The organism is Streptomyces sp. NPDC088747 (genome assembly GCF_044751025.1).
Classification (GTDB): Bacteria; Actinomycetota; Actinomycetes; order Streptomycetales; family Streptomycetaceae; genus Streptomyces.
In genome coordinates this window covers 385969-402622 of record NZ_JBIVKZ010000007.1, presented here as the reverse complement: position 1 = coordinate 402622, position 16654 = coordinate 385969, and the positions used below count along the sequence as shown (strand labels likewise).

Here is a 16654-nt window from a genome sequence, read left to right as displayed (position 1 = left end):
TCGGGGGCCCGCTGTCCCGGGAGGCGGCCCTCCCGGGACAGCAGGGGTGTCGGGGCGGCGCGGGGCCGGCGTCCGCGTCCGCGTCAGCCGAAGTGGTAGACGGTGACGGTCACCGATCCGCCTTCGCCGCTGACGGTGTACTGGCCGGGGCCGGTGTAGGACACACAGCCGTCGGCGAGGACGTCGTCGTCGTTGATGCCGGTGTCGTCCTCCCCGACATAGGCGCACAGTTCGGTGACGGGGTGGGGGACGAACCGGTGGTCGGCGCCGCCGAACAGCGGGTAGCGGGGCAGGGTGGGGGTGTTGATGTCACGGTCGGGGTGTTCCCACAGTGCGGTCTGCTGGCCCCACGGGGCCCTCACCACGACCTCTCCGTAGGGTTCGGGCAGGTTGTTGTCGTCGCTCTCCCGGGGGTTGGAGAACTCGATCGAGTACGTCATGGGCCCGCCGGGCACGTCGGCCTGCGCCGTGCCGACGCTCACCCCTGCGACCAGCATCAGGGCTGTCGAGGCAAGGACCGCCAGCCGGCCCATCGAGTTGGGACGCATCCCACTCCCCTTTCCACTCAAAGTAGTCGGGCGACTACGTTGAGTAGGCTAGGTGGGGTGTGAAACGAATCCGCCCGCCCCGGTGGCAAACCCCCCGGAGGAAGGGAGCCGAAGCCCGGCACGGTGCCTCTGCGCGGGCGCACACGCGAGGGCAAGTGCCTGCGCGGCCGGTCACGTTGCGGCTCACGGCTCACGGCTCACGGAGGGGGTTCCGGGCGCGGCCGGGGGGTGTTCATCGCGCCGGCACCCGAGGAGGCTCTCACGCCGCGCTCCGGACTCGGACCGGAGGATCCGCGGCGTCTCGATCGTCGGGATACGTGGGGCGCTCGTGGCGGTGGGCGTGTTCAGCGGTCACGTCACCACGTACGCGTGAAGAAATCCTCTTCCGGCCTCGGGGCACTGCCCGGGCACGCACAATGGCCAGCGCCCGCTACAGAGACGGCGACCACGACCATGAGCAACGTGCGCGACGCAGCCCCGGCGATCAGCCTGTCCACGATGCAGGCCAGGGCCCCGGGCCTCGTCAGTCTGTACAAGAGGGCGGGCTCCAGCCTGCGGGCGCACGCCCTCGAGGGAGTGCGCGCGGCGGTGTATCTGGTCCTGGACCGGTCCGGCTCGATGCGGCGCTACTACAAGGACGGCACCATGCAGCACTTGGGCGAGCAGGTTCTCTCCCTGTCCGCCCATCTCGATGACGACGGCACCGTGCCCGTCGTGTTCTTCTCCACCGACGTCGACGGATCCACCGACCTGCGTCTGGGCGACTACCCGAGCCGCATCGACAAACTGCACGAGAACCTCGGCCACATGGGACGTACGAACTACCACTGGGCCATGGACGAGGTCATCGACCACTACCTCGGGTCCGGCAGCACCGATCCCGCTCTGGTGATCTTCCAGACGGATGGCGGACCCACCAGCAGGCCCGCCGCCGAGCGCTATCTGTGTAAAGCCGCCCGCTTGCCGCTGTTTTGGCAGTTCATCGGCTTCGGTGACCCCGACGACAACGAGTTCGCCTTCCTGCACCGCCTCGACACCCTGGCCGTACCCGCCTGCCGGATCGTCGACAACGCGGGCTTCTTCCACGCCGGCCGCGATCCCCGCGCGACCGATGACGGGTTGCTGTACGACCAGCTTCTGCAGGAGTTCCCCCACTGGCTGTCCGCGGCGCGTACCGCGCGGGTCATCACGTGAGCGCGGAACCGTCCGCACGCTGGGCTCCAGTCGATCCTGGTGACAGGGCGAGGGTGGTGGCGTCCGCCGGCGTTCCCTGGTCCTGGGGCTGTTGCCCTTCATGGCTGTCACACCCGGGCGCCTTTCGTGCTTTGGGGAGTGGACGCGGCGCGTGGGGTGCCGTCGGCACTATGGAGCAGGGATGGATCCAGCGACGATCGCGGTCGTGGGGGCGGCAGTGGGCGGCTTTCTGCTGCGGGTGTGCTGCCCGTGGTTTACGGCCCGCGCAGTGGTCCGCCGGGTGGAAGCGGAGCAGCGGGGTCTCCTGGAGCGGATCCGGTCGCTGCCTCCGGGCAGCCGGCTGACGGAGAGGTCCGCGGGCCGGGAGGTCGATGTCGTCGTCGGTGCTCCGGCGGCCGGCGGGGTTCAGGGGAGGTGAGCCGGTGAACGAACCTCCGGCCCGGGCCGGGGCCGAGGTCCAGGGCCCTGCGCGGGTGCTGGACCTGACGGCTTTCCGCCGTGATGACTTCGACGGGTTCTACCGGCGCGAGGTGCGCGCCGTGTCGGTGTTCCTGATGCACCAGGGGGCCTCCCCCTACGAAGCCGCCGATGCCGCCCATGAGGCCATCGCGAGGCTGCTGCCCGACCGGTGGCGCACCGTGGAGCATCCGCGGGCGTGGCTGCGGGTGACGGCGCAGCGCTGTTACTGGCGGCAGAGCAACACGCGCACGTCTGCGATGGATCCGGTGCCCGACCGTCCCGGTGGGACGTGTCCGGTGGCGGAGGTGGTTCTGACTGACACGCAGCAGCGGGTCCTGGACGCGCTGGGCCGGCTGACGCCTGCCCGGCGTACGGCCATGGCCTGGTATCTCGACGGGTTCGACACCGCGGAGATCGCCTGGATGCTCGGCCTGACGCCGGAAGCCGTCCGGCAGAACATCTGCCGGGCCCGCAGAGATCTCGTCATCATCCTCGGCCTCGACAAGGGGGACGCATATGAGTGACCGCACGCCCCGCAAGGGGGAACACCGCGGTGCGCAAGACCGGCTCGACGACCTCCTCGCCTCTCATCACAGCGAACTCTCCGCCACGATGACCCGGGCCCTGGACACACAGAGCGGTATCGAGACTCTGGCTCCGCTGCGCGAGCGTGGTCCGCTGGAGCGGATGAGGACACCGTCGGGGTTCGTGTTCATGTCGGACTGGGTGAGGCCGAGCCCTCCCGGGCTGGAACTGGTCGCGCCGCCCGACGCAGAGGGGCCGCCCGATCTGATCAGCCTCATTCACCGCTACCGCGAAGCCCTGCTGAACGCCCGGACGGTCGTACCGGAACTCCTCCTGATGGAGGCGGGACTGCTGAATCTGGCGCTCGGCCTGCAGACCCAGGTGCACACCCTGGCCGTGGCGCTCGAACTCATCAAGGATGTCGACCGTCAGGCCAGGATCGTCGAGCCCGCCCTGGCGAGCAGGCTCGAGAGCAGTCATGCCCTTCAGCAGCAGAAGACTCTCGCGGTGTTGGAGATCGTCCGTCAGCTCAGGAAGGACGTTCCCCGGCTCAGGGCACTCGTGATCCGCCTGTTCGACGCGGCCGACGACACGGTTGCCGCGGAGAGCTGACCTGCCCGCCCGGCACACATACCGGCGGCGGCCGGCCGTGCTCAGGCTGGTGATGGGCCGACGGCCGGTCTGTGGTGGAGCCCATCGGCGGCAGGGCGCGCCGCTGTACCACCGTGGACCGGCTCGGCGGTCCGAGGCACGCCTCAGCCGAGGAAGCGCAGCACGTCGCGGCAGAGCTTGTCGAACGAAGGTGCTGCGCTGCGGGCTGCGTCCAGGTCGAAGTGCTGGGCGAAGGACGGTTGGTGGGCCGGGGGCCGGTAGGTGATGCCTGACGGCATGCGTTGCGACAACCATTCCTTCGCACCGCGGATGGATTCCGGGTGGGGCGGAGGGGTGAGGTCGTGGGGCAGTCCCATGTGTCCGGCCAGTCCGGCGGCTCCGGCCAGGAACCAGGCTTCGAACTCTCTGACCGCCACGACAGCGGTCAGGGGGACGTGCGCGTGGGTGTTCTGTGCAAGGCGGCGTATCTGGGTCGCCAGCTCAACAGCACAGTCGTCGTCCGCGTCCAGCAGGAGGAGGACTCCGGTGGGCCGGGGCTGGCGTGCGGCAACAATGCTGAGTGCCTGGGCGAGCGGGTCGGGCTTGAGCATCCGGTCCCGTGGGAGACGGTAGGGCGGCGGAATGTGAGCGTAGGCGCCTTCCCTCAGATACGGGATGAGCCGCTGGAGCAGGCCCAGGAGGGCCCTTTCTTCTCCGTGGCCTTCCACGACTGACGCGATCACCGGGTAAGGGCTGTTCACCGCGGATCGCCTTCCTGTACGCCGTGGAGCGGGATTCCCGGCCGCATTTCTCCGCTGCGCAGAAGTTCGGGCAAGCTCAGCACGCCGTCGGCCAGCAGACGGCGGCCGCTCTGGTCGATCGGTCCGATGATGCTGCCGTGGCCGTTGTCGCGCACAACCAGCAGGTGTGAGGGGTCAGCTGCGGAGTTGTCCAGCAGGTCTGCGCTCTGGGTGGTCACCATGACCTGCGTGTTGTGTGAGGCGCCGACAAGAGCGTCGTAGAGGGCGCCCAGCATCGGGGGGTGCAGGGAGACTTCGGGTTCCTCGATCCCGATGAAGGGGATCGACCCGTTCAGCGCACGGGGCTGAAAGAGCGCGGCGAGGACACCAACCAGCCGCAAGGTGCCCTCGGACAGGGACCGGCGGTCAACCTCTTTCTGCCTGCCGTCCTCGAGGAACCGGCCGACGAGGTAGGCAAGGTCTGCCTCGTCGAACTCCTTGCCATCCAGTCCTGCAGCGTTCTCGATCATGGTGGAGACGTAGCCGTCGACGGTTTCCTTGGCCCAGGGCGTGTGGCGGGCCAGGAGGCTGAGGACTCGCGCAAGGTGCTCCCCCCGCTCGCCGAGCACGACATCGCCTCGTCGGCGCGGTGTCTGGTCAATGTCCCGCAGCACCGGGGTGTGCAGTTCGTAAAAGCGCATGGCGTGGAGGCTGCGGGCCACGGCGTAAGCCTCGCGGTGCCTGCGGGAGACCTTGGACAGAATCAGGTCGTCTCGCCAGTCCCCGGACCGGAATTGCCCCTGGAGGGCCGGGAGAGAGGAACCCCGATCAGGCATTCCGCTGAAGGACAGCTCTTCCCGCCGGATGGAGGGGCTACCGTCCTCGGGGTCTGCAGCCACTTCCAGTAGATAGGACGCGTCGAACGGAGAGTGCTCGGCATCCGGCTCGGATGCGGGGGCACTCAATTCCAGGCGGATACGGAAGGATTCGGCCTGGCCGCCAGCAGGAGACTGGTGGAGAACTTCTTTCAGGCCCCCTCGTGGCTCCAGGGCCTGGCTGGGCGACAAGCGCAGGACATCTCGGATGAATCGCAGCGCGTCCAGGAAGTTCGATTTGCCGGCCGCGTTCGGTCCGGCAAGGACTGTCAGCGGGCCAGGTCTGACGTCGCAAGCAGCGATCGACCGGAAGTTCTCGATCTGAACACGCGTCAGGAGCATGACCGCACACTGCATCCACAGAGGACGTCACGTGCGGTACGGCAGCCCGGTGCACTGCCGGAACCCAGTCCGTCCGACACCGCGGTGGGTGCGCTGCTGTTCACGTTCTGCCCACTTCCTCGTCCGTCATTGGCTGCCTTCCCACCGTCCCTCACCGGCACAGCACCGTATGACGGTGTATCGGGGTCGCACCTTCATGATCCGATTGGTCTGCACCCGACACATTACCGAGGTCCTTGGCGCACGTTGGGCTGCCACTCCCCCGGCCTCGGGAGGCAGACCCCCTGAGGAAGGGGACCGAGGCCCGGGGCACGGCCGCTGCGCGGCCGCACCCGTGAGAGCACAGGCCACGGCCGGTCCGGGAGGAGGCTCCTCGGCTTGTCATCCAGTCCAACGTGGTCTCGTACCCGCCTGGTGGTGACCAGGTCGGGTGAACGCCGCCCCGAAGCGCAGGACAGCCCCCGAGCCGCCGTCCTGACCCGCACTCATTGCGGTGGGCCCGGCCCACTCTTCCCGGACCTGCCGTTCACGTTGCGGCGCGCAGCGCTCCCGGCCGGCCCGGCGATGCGGGCGGATCGACCGGTTTCGCTCTTCATGGCCGTCTTCTGCCGTCGGGACGATGGGATGCGCTCAGGCATGCCATCCCCGACGGGTGGCATCCGAAGCCTCGGACACAAGGGGGAAGCGGTATGAGTACGGGATTGAGCAGAGCTCTGGCGATGGCAGCCGCCGCGGTGGTGATGGCCGCAAGCCAGTTGCTGGCCGGCAGCGCCTCGGCGGCACCCGCCGTCCAGAGCAGCAGCACCCAGGTTCAGGTCGACGACTACCTGGCCAGTCACCCCGGCGAGAAGCAGATCGCCCCGGACAAGGCGACCATGCCCGGCGGAGTCGTCACGTTCTCCGCGAGCGGCGCCGCCGGTGCCGACGCCATCGCCTGCTCTTTCGGATACCTGTGCGTCCAGGACGGCAACGGCACCCGCTGGAACTACTACTACTGCGGGTACTACGAGTTCTACGGCACAGGCAACGGCTACTTCAACAACAACCAGACCCTGTTCACCACCGCGTTCTTCTACAACTCCGACGGCAGCTACCGGTGGCACAGCACCGCACCGCAGAGCGGCACCGCATCGTGGACACCGGTGTATTACATCCAGCCCTGCTGACCGGCAGGAACCTCAGCAGACGGCGCTTCGCCCCCGCTTCTGGAAGCGGGGGCGAAGCGCCGTCCGGTGCCGGCCGCCGGTCTTCCGGGCCCGGCCGCAGGGCGTTCATCACGCCGGTGCGGGTGTCCGGGCCACAGGGGTGAACTTGCCCTTTCCCGGGGGTGTTGTCGGGCCGGGAAGCGGGCGGCTATCGAATATTTATCTCCTTCTGTGACGCTACTGGCGCGTCGCCGGCCGGTTCGGGGGAACCGGCGGTGGCCACCGCTCCCGTACCCCTGGTGGGGGCTGTTCCGGTCGGGAGCCGGAGCAGGGCCGGGGGTGCGGGAGCCCTCCGGAGCCGTGCGGGGAGCAGTGGGGGGCCTGGGTGGAGGGTCGGGTGGGGCGTTGGCCGTTGGTGGGGCGCGGGCCGGAACTGGCGGCCTTCGCCGCGGCGTTGGCCGACCGGGACTGCCGGGGGTTCGTGGTGGGCGGGCCGGCCGGGGTGGGCAAGTCCCGCCTGGCCGAGGAGTGTCTGGAACGGGCCGCGGCGACGGGACTGCGGGTGGGGCGGGCGACCGCGAGCGCCGCGGCGGGCGCGGTGCCGCTCGGGGTGATCGCGCATCTGCTGCCCACGGGAGTGGACCTGTCGGATCCGGTGGCCGGGTTCGCGGCGGTGGCCCGCGCGCCGGCGACCGGGCCCGGTCCGCGGCGGTGGGTCCTGCTCGTCGACGACATGCACCTGCTGGATGCGGCGTCGGCGGTGCTGCTGCGGCAGTTGATGGACACCGGGGTCCTCGTGCTCGTCGGCACGGTCCGCAGCGGTGAGCCGTACGGGAAGGCCGTCGCGGCGCTGTGGGGCGGGGACGCGGTACGGCGGGTCGATCTGGACGTGCTGAGCCCCGGGCAGGTCGAGGAGCTGCTGCAGGCGGTGCTCGGGGGGCCGCTCGCCCGGCGCGGCCTGCACGAGCTGTCGGCCGCCGCCGGCGGCAACGTGCTGTATCTGCGGGAACTGGTCCTGGGCGCGCTGAACCGCGGGGACCTGGCCGAGGACGGGGAGATGTGGCATCTGCGCGAGGGCCGGCTGCCGGGCACCGCGCGGCTGGCGGAGGTGATCGGCGGCCGGCTGGCCGCCGCCGATGCGGCCGGGCGCCCGGTGCTGGAACTGCTCGCTCTGTGCGAGCCGTTGGCCCTGGCCGACGCCGAGGCCCTCGCGCCGCCCGGCGTGCTGGCGGCCCTGGAACGGGCCGGGCTGATCCGGGCGGTCCAGGACCGGCGGCGTACGTCGGTGTCGCTGGCCCATCCGCTCTACGGCGAGGTGCTGCGGGCCGCGCTGCCGGTGCTGCGCCGGCGTGTCCTGCTGGTGGAGCAGGCCGCGCGGGTGGAGGCCCGCGGCGCGCGGCGGCGCGGTGACCTGCTGCGGATCGCCGGCTGGCGGCTGACCGCCACCGGCACCGCCGACCCCGCCCTCCTCGTCCAGGCCGCCGCCCTGGCCCGGCACGTGCACGACTACCCGCGGATCGTCGCGTTCCTGGAGGCGCTGCCCGAGGCGCACCGCACCACCGCCACCGCGCTGATGCTGGGCAACGCCTTCTTCGAGATGGGCCGCTGGAAGCAGGCCGAGGAGGTGCTCGCCCGCGCCCAGGCGGATGCCGTCGGCGAGGAGGAGCGGATCGCGGTCGTACTGGTGCGCACGGCGGCCCTGCTGTGGAGCAACGCCCCCGCCTCGGTGGCGCTCGCGGTCAGCGGGGCGGCCCTGGAGGAGACCCACGGGCCGGCCGGGCGCCGCAAGCTGCGCATCAACGAGGGGTTCATGCGGGTGGTGGCCGGGCTGCCCGCCCAGGGGCTGGCCCTGCTGGAGGACCTGGAGGCCGACGTCGGCGACGCGCCGGACGTCAACGTCTGGATACGCGGGGCGTGGATGAAGCCCTTCGCGCTGGCGCTGGTGGGGCGCACCGGTGCGGCCACGGTGTGGGCGCACCGTTCCGACGCCGGCCACCGCAGGGTCGACGAGCACGCCCTGGTCTCCCACCCGGCCGTCCAGCGCATCCCGCTCGTGCTCACCCTCAGCGAGAGCGGACGGCCCGCGCAGGCGCTGGCCGAGGGGGAACGCGGCTACGCCGAACTCGTCGCCGCCGACTCCGTGGTGCGGGTGTGGATGGCGGTCTTCCTGGGCCGCGCGCAGTGGCTGGCCGGCCATCCCGTCACCGCGAGGCGCTGGTGGGCCAAGGCGGCGGCGCTGGCCCGGACCATCGACCACGCCATGGCGCTGCGCCCGGCGCTCGGAGGGCTGGCGGCGTGCGCGGCCGTGCTGGGAGACCTGGAGGCGGCCGAGGCGACGCTGGCCGAGCACCGGGCGCTGGCGTGGACGCCGCCGGGGCTGCTGTCGGCCGGGGAGGAACTCCTGGGCGAGGCGTGGCTGCTGGCCGCCCGCGGCCGGCTGGCGCGGGCGCGGGCGGTGCTCGCCGCCGGTGCCGGTGCCGCGCGTGCGACCGGTCATCTCACCGGTGAGATGCTGCTGCTGACCGATGTCGCGCGCCTCGGCGGGGCCAGGGAGGCCGCGGGCCGGCTGGCCGGGCTTGCGGACCGCTGTGAGGGGGAACTGGCGCCCGCCCGGGCACAGTTGAGCGCCGCGCTGGGGGCGCAGGACCCGGGCAGGCTGCTGCGGGCCGCCGACGCCTGCCAGGCGGCCGGTGCGGACCTGCTGGCCGCGGAGGCCGCGAGTGCCGCGGCGGCCGCCTGGCGCCGCGCGCACCATTCCCGCCGTGCCTCGGCGGCCGCCCACCGGGCCGCGGTCGCGCTGGCCCGCTGCGAGGGGGCGCGCACCCCGCTGCTGGCCACCGCGCCGGCCACGGCCGCGCTGACGGCCCGCGAGCGGGAGATCACGCTGCTCGCCGCGGCCGGCAACGCCAGCAAGGACATCGCCCAGGCCCTGGCCCTGTCGGTGCGCACCGTCGACAACCACCTCCACCACGCCTACACCAAGCTGGGCGTCACCACCCGGCGCGAGCTGGCCCGGACCCTGGCGGCGGGCACGCCCGGTGCGGGTCCGGAGCGGGCGCGCCGTCCCTCGTAGGACCGGCTGCGTGCTCCTGCCCCGACCCCGGCCCCGGATCGGCGCCCGGAGACGCCACCGCCAGCGGGTCGGCGGCACCAGGCAGTTCGGCGGCGGCGCGTGAGTGGCGACATCATCGGCGCCCGTCCCGGCGCGGGCGCCGTCCGTCATCTATTCGGGGGGACCGACAGCCTCCTCCCGAAAGCGTCGACGACACGCTCGGCGGCGGCGCCGGCGTCGACACTCTCACCGCCGGGCGGTGGCGACTGCCTCGACGGGGCTCCGAGGCCGACGCCCCTACCGCGGGGCCGGGCCACGACACCCTCGCCGGGGACGACAGTCCCGACACCGCCGTCGGCGGTGACGGTGACGACGTCGTCGACGGCACCCCGGGCGTGGGCAGCGACGACTGCACCGACGGCCCCAGGGACAGGGACAGGGTCGGCAACTGTCCCTGAACCAGGCGGCGTCGCTCCCAGGAGCCGGGCCGGGGGTGAGGCAAGGGCACGGTGGCGCCCCCGGCCCGGCTTCCGGGACGAGGCCGGCGGCAGGGTGAACAGGCGGTTCCGCCCCCCGTGGCCAGGGGGGCGGAACCGCCTGCCGCCTGCTGACCTGCTCCCCGCCCTGCGCGCCGTGAAGGCGCGGCCGGGGCGGGTCAGCCGTGGCGGGGCTCGCCCGTGCGGTCGTGGCGGGGGCGCGGGAGGTGGAGTGCGGCGGGCTCGGGGGGCAGGTCCTGGACGCCGGCCGCGACGGCCTGCTGGTGGCGGCGGCGCGCCGGGGGCAGGATGAGCGCGGCTCCGACGGCGAGGAGGACGACGCCCGCGCAGACCCAGAACCCGATGGTGAACGCGTCGTCGGACGGGAGGCCCTGCGGGGTGCTGTGGGAGGAGATGATCGCGGCGATGACCGCGGTGCCGATACTGCTGCCGATGGTCCGGGCGATGGTGTTGACGCCGCTGGCCTCACCGGTCTGCGCGGCCGGGACGCTCTCGATGATGGCGTTCGACATCGCCGCGAACGCGAAGCCGATACCGGCGCCGGTGAGGATCCCGGAGAGCAGCACCTGCCAGACCGCGCCGTGGCCGAGGGCGGGCAGCACGAACGCGCAGACGACCAGGACGGTGCCCAGGAACATCGGCACCTTGGGGCCGAAACGGCGGTCCAGCATCCCGGCCAGCGGGCCGAACACCACCATCATCACGACCGTGGGCAGCAGGAACAGCCCGGCCTGCGACACCGACTTGCCGAAGCCGTAGCCGGTGGCCGCGGGCAGCTGCAGCAGGGTGGGGACCAGGACGAAGGTGCCGAACATGGCGAAGCCGAGCGCGAGGGCGACCACGTCCGTGGCCCACACGCCGCGGACCTTCATCAGCCGCATGTCGATCAGGGGCTCCTTGACCCGCAGTTCCACCAGGACGAACACCACCAGCGCGATCACCCCGAGCGCGAGCAGTCCCGCCGTCCTGGTGTCGCCCCAGCCCCAGGCCTGGCCCTTGCTGATGGCCAGCAGCATCGCGACGAGCCCCACCGACAGGATCGACGCGCCGAGCACGTCCAGACGTCCCGGCGTGCGTACCGGGGACTCCTTCATCCCGAAGACCGCCCCGAGCAGGGCGATGACGACCAGGACCAGCGGGAGCCAGAACAGCCAGTGCCAGGACAGGTGTTCCACGATCGGGCCGGCGGCCACGATGCCGATCCCCGCGCCCACACCGAAGATCGCCGAGAGGAGGCCGACGACGACCCCGACCTTCTCCCTGGGCAGCGCGTCGCGTACGGCGCCGATCGACAGCGGCAGGATCGCGCCCGCCGCGCCCTGCAGGGCGCGGGCGACGATCAGCACGGTCAGGTTCGGCGCCAGCGCGGCCAGCAGCGTGCCCGCGGCCAGCGCGGCGAGCACGCCGATGAGGACCCGGCGCTTGCCGACCATGTCACCGAGACGGCCCAGGATCGGGGTGAGCACCGAGGCCGACAGCAGATACGCCGTGATGATCCAGCTGCTGCTGGACGTCGAGGCGTTCAGGTCCCGCCCGATGGTCGCCAGCGCCGGGGCGACCAGGGACTGCAGCACCGCGTACGCCAGGCCGCCCAGCGACAGGTAGACCACCAGCAGCGTGTTGCCGCCGCCGGTGCCGGTTTCGTCGCGCGGGGAGGAGGCGCTGCCGGGCTCCTCGAGGGTGTGGGTCATGGGATTCCCGGTGAGATGTAAACGGTTGTTGACGCGCAAAGTACCGACTGGCCGGCACGCAAGTCAACAAGTGTTTACGCTCGGGCGGCATCCCCTAACCTGGTACCGGAGCGAAGGGAAGCCATGACGACACAGACTCCGGAGCCGACGGCGCCCCGGCCGCCCGGATCCGGCGGCGGAGCGGGCGACGCACGGCGCCGGGACGCGGCCGGCACCCGGCGGCTGCTGCTCGACGCCGCCCGGCACCGCTTCGCCCGCGACGGCTACTCCGGCACCACCGTCCGCGACATCGCCGACGACGCCGGCGTCAACGTCGCGCTCATCAACCGCTACTTCACCTCCAAGGAAGGGCTGTTCGCGGCCTGCCTGACCGGGTCCGTCAACGATCTCGAACGCGCGGTCGCCGCCGACCTGCCCCTGGACCAGGTGCCGCTGTCCATCGCCGGCCAGCTCACCAGCCCGGACGCGGGCGAGTTCCCCCACCGGCTCCTGCTGCTCCTGCGGTCCTCCGGTGACGAACGCGCCGACGAGATCCGGCTGCAGACCCTGCGGTCCTTCAGCGAACGCCTCGCCGCGACCGCCGGCCGGCAGCCCGGGGACACCGACGGCGACCGGCACCTGCTGCACGCCCAGATCGTGCTCGCCGCCAGCTTCGGCATCGTCATGCTCCGCGCCTCCACCGCCCTGGAGCCGCTGGCCTCCGCCGGCGAGCAGGACCTCCTCCCCCCGCTGCGGGACCTCATCTCCGCCCTGCTGCCGCCGAAGTAGACCGCCGCCGCGGGCACGGCGCCCGCGGTCCGGCGCCGCGACTCTCGCGCGGGGCATGACCGGCGGGCGCGGCCGCCCCCGCCGCGCGGGCTCCACCTTCCGGTAGAGGCACGGTTCCTGCCGGCGGCCGACGATTGCTCACCTGTCCGCCGGAATGCTGATGGTCATGGACTCCCCCGCGCCGGCCGGCGCCGCGCCCACCGCCGTCACCACCGTCTACTCCGCGTTCTCCGTGTTCTCCGTCCGCGACGGCATCCCGCGGCGGGCGGCGGCTCCCGGCGCGCGTCCGGCCGCCGGTCCGCTCGGCACCGCGCCGCCGGCCCTTGCCGCCGTCAGAGGCGGACGGGCCGGCAGGGGCCGCGCCGCCGGCTGAGCCCGCGCGGCACGCCGCGACCCCGCCCCAGCACGCCACCGGTCCCAGCCACCGGTCCCAGCCATGCCCAGCCATACGGGGAGTTGACCCTCATGCGTCTCCAGACCGCCAGTGCCCTGTCCCTCACCGCCCTGCTGCTCGCCGGCACCACCACCGCCTGCCGCACCGACCCGGCCGACGCGGGCGGCGCGCCGGCCGTCCTGCCCGCCTCGCTCACCGGCCAGAAGCTGAGCTGGAAGGCGTGCCCGGCGCCGTCCGTCATGCAGGGAACCGACGAGAAGCCGCAGCCGTTCGAGGACGGCACCGCCTGGCAGTGCGCCACCATGCGGGCACCGCTCGACTACGCCGACCCCGGAGGCGAGAAGATCTCCCTCGCCCTCATCCGCGCGCGGGCCGAACCCGCCGCCACGAAGAAGGGCGCACCTCCCCGGCGCCTCGGCTCCCTCGTCTTCAACTTCGGCGGCCCGGGCGGCTCGGGAGTGGCCACCCTCCCCCAGTACGCCCAGGACTATCCCCACCTGCACGAGCGCTACGACCTGGTCAGTTTCGACCCGCGCGGCGTCGGCGACAGCGAAGGCGTGCGGTGCCTGGACGACAAGGCCCTCCAGAGCTGGTTCGCGACCGACTCCAGCCCCGACGACGCCGCCGAGGCACGCCGGTACCGGCAGGGGTGGCGAGACTTCGCGCGGGCCTGCGCGAAGAACTCCGCCACCGTGCTGCCCCACGTCGACACCGTCAGCGCCGCCCGTGACATGGACCTGATGCGCCAGGTGCTCGGCGACCGCAGGCTCAACTACCTGGGCATCTCCTACGGCAGCGAGCTGGGCGCCGTCTACGCCCACCTGTTCCCCCGCCGGGTCGGCCGCACCGTCCTGGACGCCGTCGTCGACCCCACCCAGGACGACGGGGCCGGCGCCCTGGGACAGGCCCAGGGCTTCCAGCTCGCCCTGGAGAACTTCATGAAGGAGTGCGCCGAGGCGCGCGACTGCCCCACCGGCTCCGGCGCCGAGGCCCGCAAGGACCCGGCGGAGGGCACCCGGAAGATCACCGCCCTGCTCCGGCGGATCGACCGCAAGCCGCTGAAGACCGACGACGGCAGCACCCTCACCCAGGCCGAGGCCACCACCGGCATCATGGCCGCGCTGTACTCCAAGGAGACCTGGGGCTTCCTGAAGGTCGGCCTGGCGGACGCCATGACCAAGGGCGACGGCGAGTGGCTCCAGCTGATGTCCGACGGCTACTACAGCCGCGACGACAACGGCCGCTACAGCAACCTCCACGCCGCCAACACGGCCGTCCTGTGCGCCGACTCCAGCGACCGCTACAGCGAGCGGGACATACGCGCCCGGCTCCCCCGGTTCCGCGAGGCCTCCCCCGTCTTCGGCGAGTCGATGGCCTGGGCCCTGCTCAACTGCGCCGACTGGAAGGTCCGCCCCGGCTCGTCCCCGACCGTCGAGGCCGGCGCGAAGGGCGCCGCGCCCATCGTCGTGATCGGCACCACCGGCGACCCGGCCACCCCCTACGAGGGCGCCCGGCGCATGGCCGAACAGCTCGGCGAAGGCGTCGGCATCAACGTCACCTACCGGGGGGACGGCCACGGCGCCTACCCGGGCAGCGCCTGCGTCACCGCCGCGGTGAACGGCTACCTCCTCAACGGGAAGGTGCCCGCCGACGGCACCGTCTGCTCCTAGGCCGCCCCCGCCGCCCCTCCCCCGCCGGATCGGGGCCGGGGCGGCGGTGGTGGTCAGTCCGTGGTGCGGCGGCCGCGGGTGGCCTCGCGGTTGACCGCCCAGGCGTCGGCGACCGGGCCCAGGTGGCCGAGCTTGTCGGGGTTGCTCACCGAGCGGATCGTCTGGATCTGGCCGTCGAGGACGTCCAGGGTCCAGGTGTTGATCACCTTGCCGTCCCGGTCGCGGAAGACCGCGCCGGGCTGGCCGTTGACCTCGTGCGGCTCCATCGCCGCCTCCACCCGCGCGACCATGGGGAAGAACGAGACGAGGAGGCGGGCCACCTTGTCGGCGCCGACGACGGTCCTGGCCAGCTGCGGGGCCTTCCCGCCGCCGTCACCCAGGAGCTGCGCGTCGGCGGCGAGCAGCTCCCGCAGGCAGTCGACGTCGCCCTGGCGCAGGGCGTCGAAGAACCGCTCGGCGAGCTTCTCGCGCTCCTGGCGGTCGGCCTCGAAACGGGGACGGCCCGCGTCCATGTGACGGCGGGCGCGCACCGCGAGCTGGCGGCAGGCCGCCTCCGAACGTCCCAGCGTCGTGGCGATCTCCGGGAAGCCGAAGGTGAACACCTCCCGCAGCACGAACACCGCCCGCTCCAGCGGGGACAGCCGCTCCAGCAGCAGCAGCGCCGCCATCGACAGCGAGTCGGCCAGCTCCGCGGAACGGGCCGGGTCCTCGTAGGGGTCGGTGAGCAGCGGCTCGGGCAGCCACTGCCCGACATACACCTCGCGCCGTACCCGGGCCGAGCGCAGTACGTCGATCGAGATCCGGGTCACCGTGGCCGAGAGGAAGGCCTTGGTCGACGTGGGCTGTGTCGCGGAGGCGTCGAAGCGCAGCCAGGTCTCCTGGACCGCGTCCTCGGCCTCGCTCACACTGCCCAGGATCCGGTAGGCGATCGAGAACAGCAGGGGCCGCAACTCCTCGAACTCCTCGGTCCGCCTCACGCGAGCTTCTCCTTGAATCCCTGGCGCCACGAAGGGTGGCGCAGCTCCCGGCCCGGTTCCCGCCCGGCCTTGGCGCGGGAGAAGCCGCGGCCCCGGGTCATCGGGGTCACGGCCGCCTGTCCGGCCGCCCCCGCGGACAGGCGCGGCGGGCGGCCGGCCCCCGCGCAGGCCGCCGGGTGGGGCGGCCGCTCGCCGGCCGCCACCGGGTCCAGGCCGTCCGTCACGGCCCCGTCCGCGCCCGGCCGCTCCGGCAGGCGCGGCCCGTCCGTGCGGGTCGCCGTCGCCGTCACCCGGTGGCCGCGGGCCGGCGGGCGCGGCACCAGCCGTCGCCCCACGACCCCCGTACCGCCTGCCACGAACACGCGCATGACCACCGCTTCCCGATGCCGGAACCTGTCTTCGCCACTGGGACGAGACAGCGGCGCTTTCTGTGACATGGGCGGGGAAAAGCCGGGGAGACGAACGCCGCGTCCGCCGTGCGGGGGCCCTGGGGCGGCCCGGGGAGGCCACGGCGTGCGCCCGCGCACCGGTGGGCGCGTCCGGGTGCGGCGTGCTGGTGGATCCGGGGAGCGGACACCCGTGTCGAAGTCCGCCGTCGTCCGTTGTCGCTTGAGGACGAACTGACAGATAACCGGCTCTTCACCCTCAACCCACCCGACGGGCACCTCTCCTGAGCGCACTGACCGGCGACCGCGTCCGCCCCCCCCGGGGGCCGCCGGCCGAGGAGAAGCCGCCGGGCCCGTTCGAGGCTCCGCCGAAACCGGAGCCGGCTGCACCCTTTCAAGGAGAAACCGAATGAACCTCGCCCTGTGGATCGTTGCCGGGCTGCTGGCTGTGGTCTTCCTGGTCTCCAGCTGCTCCAAGCTGTTCATGACCAAGGAGAAGCTGGCCGCCCAACCCGGCGCGGGGTGGACGCAGTTCTACAGCGCCGGCGCCATCAAGGCCCTGGGCGTCATCGAGGTGCTGGCCGCCGCGGGCCTGATCCTGCCCGCCGCGCTCGACATCGCCCCCGTGCTGGTGCCGGTGGCCGCCGTCGGCGTCGCGCTGCTGATGACCGGCGCGGCCCTCACCCGTTACCGCCTGCGCGACAAGCTGATCGTGGTCGATCTCCTCTACCTGGCCCTGGCCGTCTTCGTGGCGTGGGGCCGCTTCGGGCCGGAGTCCTTCACCGGCTGACCGGCGCGGA

17 protein-coding genes are annotated in these 16654 nt (G+C 72.6%); 11 read left to right on the top strand and 6 right to left on the bottom strand.

What is annotated here, in order from left to right; translation table 11 throughout:
• Positions 1–83 precede the first annotated feature (83 nt).
• The gene (locus ACIP79_RS19765; protein ID WP_401224915.1) at positions 84–548 is read right to left on the bottom strand and encodes a hypothetical protein; all 465 of its coding nucleotides are present in this window, start codon (positions 546–548) and stop codon (positions 84–86) included.
• Between the two features lie 453 nt (positions 549–1001).
• On the opposite strand from ACIP79_RS19765, the gene ACIP79_RS19760 reads away from it, so the two are divergent.
• From ACIP79_RS19760 to ACIP79_RS19745, 4 genes are all read left to right on the top strand, one after another.
• A complete protein-coding gene (locus ACIP79_RS19760; RefSeq protein WP_401224913.1) occupies positions 1002–1742 on the top strand; it encodes a VWA domain-containing protein in 741 nt (246 codons plus the stop codon).
• A gap of 181 nt (positions 1743–1923) precedes the next feature.
• Positions 1924–2160 carry a hypothetical protein gene (locus tag ACIP79_RS19755; RefSeq protein ID WP_401224911.1) on the top strand — a complete coding sequence of 79 codons (237 nt, stop codon included), beginning with the start codon at positions 1924–1926 and terminating at the stop codon, positions 2158–2160.
• Positions 2161–2164: 4 nt separating this feature from the next.
• Positions 2165–2725, top strand: coding sequence for an RNA polymerase sigma factor (locus tag ACIP79_RS19750; RefSeq protein ID WP_401224908.1), 561 nt, complete (start codon positions 2165–2167; stop codon positions 2723–2725).
• Positions 2718–3338, top strand: coding sequence for a hypothetical protein (locus tag ACIP79_RS19745; protein ID WP_401224907.1), 621 nt, complete (start codon positions 2718–2720; stop codon positions 3336–3338). The genes ACIP79_RS19750 and ACIP79_RS19745 overlap by 8 nt, the downstream gene beginning before the upstream one ends.
• Positions 3339–3481: 143 nt before the next feature.
• On the opposite strand, the gene ACIP79_RS19740 is transcribed toward ACIP79_RS19745, so the two are convergent.
• Positions 3482–4078, bottom strand: a complete 597-nt coding sequence (locus tag ACIP79_RS19740; RefSeq protein WP_401224905.1) for a DUF4276 family protein — start codon at positions 4076–4078, stop codon at positions 3482–3484.
• Positions 4075–5274, bottom strand: coding sequence for an AAA family ATPase (locus tag ACIP79_RS19735; RefSeq protein ID WP_401224902.1), 1200 nt, complete (start codon positions 5272–5274; stop codon positions 4075–4077). Before ACIP79_RS19735 ends, ACIP79_RS19740 begins: the two co-directional genes overlap by 4 nt.
• 689 nt (positions 5275–5963) lie before the next feature.
• On the opposite strand from ACIP79_RS19735, the gene ACIP79_RS19730 reads away from it, so the two are divergent.
• The 3 genes from ACIP79_RS19730 to ACIP79_RS19720 all read left to right on the top strand — a co-directional run bounded on the left by ACIP79_RS19730 (position 5964) and on the right by ACIP79_RS19720 (position 9929).
• Positions 5964–6440: a hypothetical protein gene (locus ACIP79_RS19730; protein WP_401224899.1), complete on the top strand. Its 477-nt coding sequence runs from the start codon at positions 5964–5966 to the stop codon at positions 6438–6440.
• A 376-nt stretch (positions 6441–6816) separates the two neighbouring features.
• Positions 6817–9492: a LuxR C-terminal-related transcriptional regulator gene (locus ACIP79_RS19725; RefSeq protein ID WP_401224897.1), complete on the top strand. Its 2676-nt coding sequence runs from the start codon at positions 6817–6819 to the stop codon at positions 9490–9492.
• 152 nt (positions 9493–9644) lie between these two features.
• The gene (locus ACIP79_RS19720) at positions 9645–9929 is read left to right on the top strand and encodes a hypothetical protein (protein ID WP_401225008.1); all 285 of its coding nucleotides are present in this window, start codon (positions 9645–9647) and stop codon (positions 9927–9929) included.
• Positions 9930–10126: 197 nt separating this feature from the next.
• On the opposite strand, the gene ACIP79_RS19715 is transcribed toward ACIP79_RS19720, so the two are convergent.
• A complete protein-coding gene (locus ACIP79_RS19715) occupies positions 10127–11659 on the bottom strand; it encodes an MFS transporter (RefSeq protein ID WP_401224895.1) in 1533 nt (510 codons plus the stop codon).
• A 123-nt stretch (positions 11660–11782) separates the two neighbouring features.
• Between ACIP79_RS19715 and ACIP79_RS19710 the strand changes: the two genes are divergently transcribed.
• From ACIP79_RS19710 to ACIP79_RS19700, 3 genes are all read left to right on the top strand, one after another.
• Entirely contained in the window at positions 11783–12427 is a 645-nt protein-coding gene (locus ACIP79_RS19710; protein WP_401224893.1) for a TetR/AcrR family transcriptional regulator, read from the top strand.
• A gap of 166 nt (positions 12428–12593) precedes the next feature.
• Entirely contained in the window at positions 12594–12800 is a 207-nt protein-coding gene (locus ACIP79_RS19705; RefSeq protein ID WP_401224890.1) for a hypothetical protein, read from the top strand.
• Positions 12801–12892: 92 nt separating this feature from the next.
• Complete coding sequence (locus ACIP79_RS19700) at positions 12893–14491, top strand: alpha/beta hydrolase (protein ID WP_401224888.1); 1599 nt, start codon at positions 12893–12895, stop codon at positions 14489–14491.
• A 53-nt stretch (positions 14492–14544) separates the two neighbouring features.
• Here the strand turns inward: ACIP79_RS19700 and ACIP79_RS19695 are convergent, their stop codons facing one another.
• Together ACIP79_RS19695 and ACIP79_RS19690 are read right to left on the bottom strand one after the other, a co-directional pair.
• Positions 14545–15468, bottom strand: a complete 924-nt coding sequence (locus ACIP79_RS19695) for an RNA polymerase sigma-70 factor (protein ID WP_383683795.1) — start codon at positions 15466–15468, stop codon at positions 14545–14547.
• The gene (locus tag ACIP79_RS19690) at positions 15465–15836 is read right to left on the bottom strand and encodes a hypothetical protein (RefSeq protein ID WP_401224885.1); all 372 of its coding nucleotides are present in this window, start codon (positions 15834–15836) and stop codon (positions 15465–15467) included. The genes ACIP79_RS19695 and ACIP79_RS19690 overlap by 4 nt, the downstream gene beginning before the upstream one ends.
• Positions 15837–16263: 427 nt before the next feature.
• Here ACIP79_RS19690 and ACIP79_RS19685 point away from each other — a divergent pair, with 427 nt between their 5' ends.
• The gene (locus ACIP79_RS19685) at positions 16264–16644 is read left to right on the top strand and encodes a DoxX family protein (protein WP_383683793.1); all 381 of its coding nucleotides are present in this window, start codon (positions 16264–16266) and stop codon (positions 16642–16644) included.
• Positions 16645–16654: the final 10 nt, after the last annotated feature.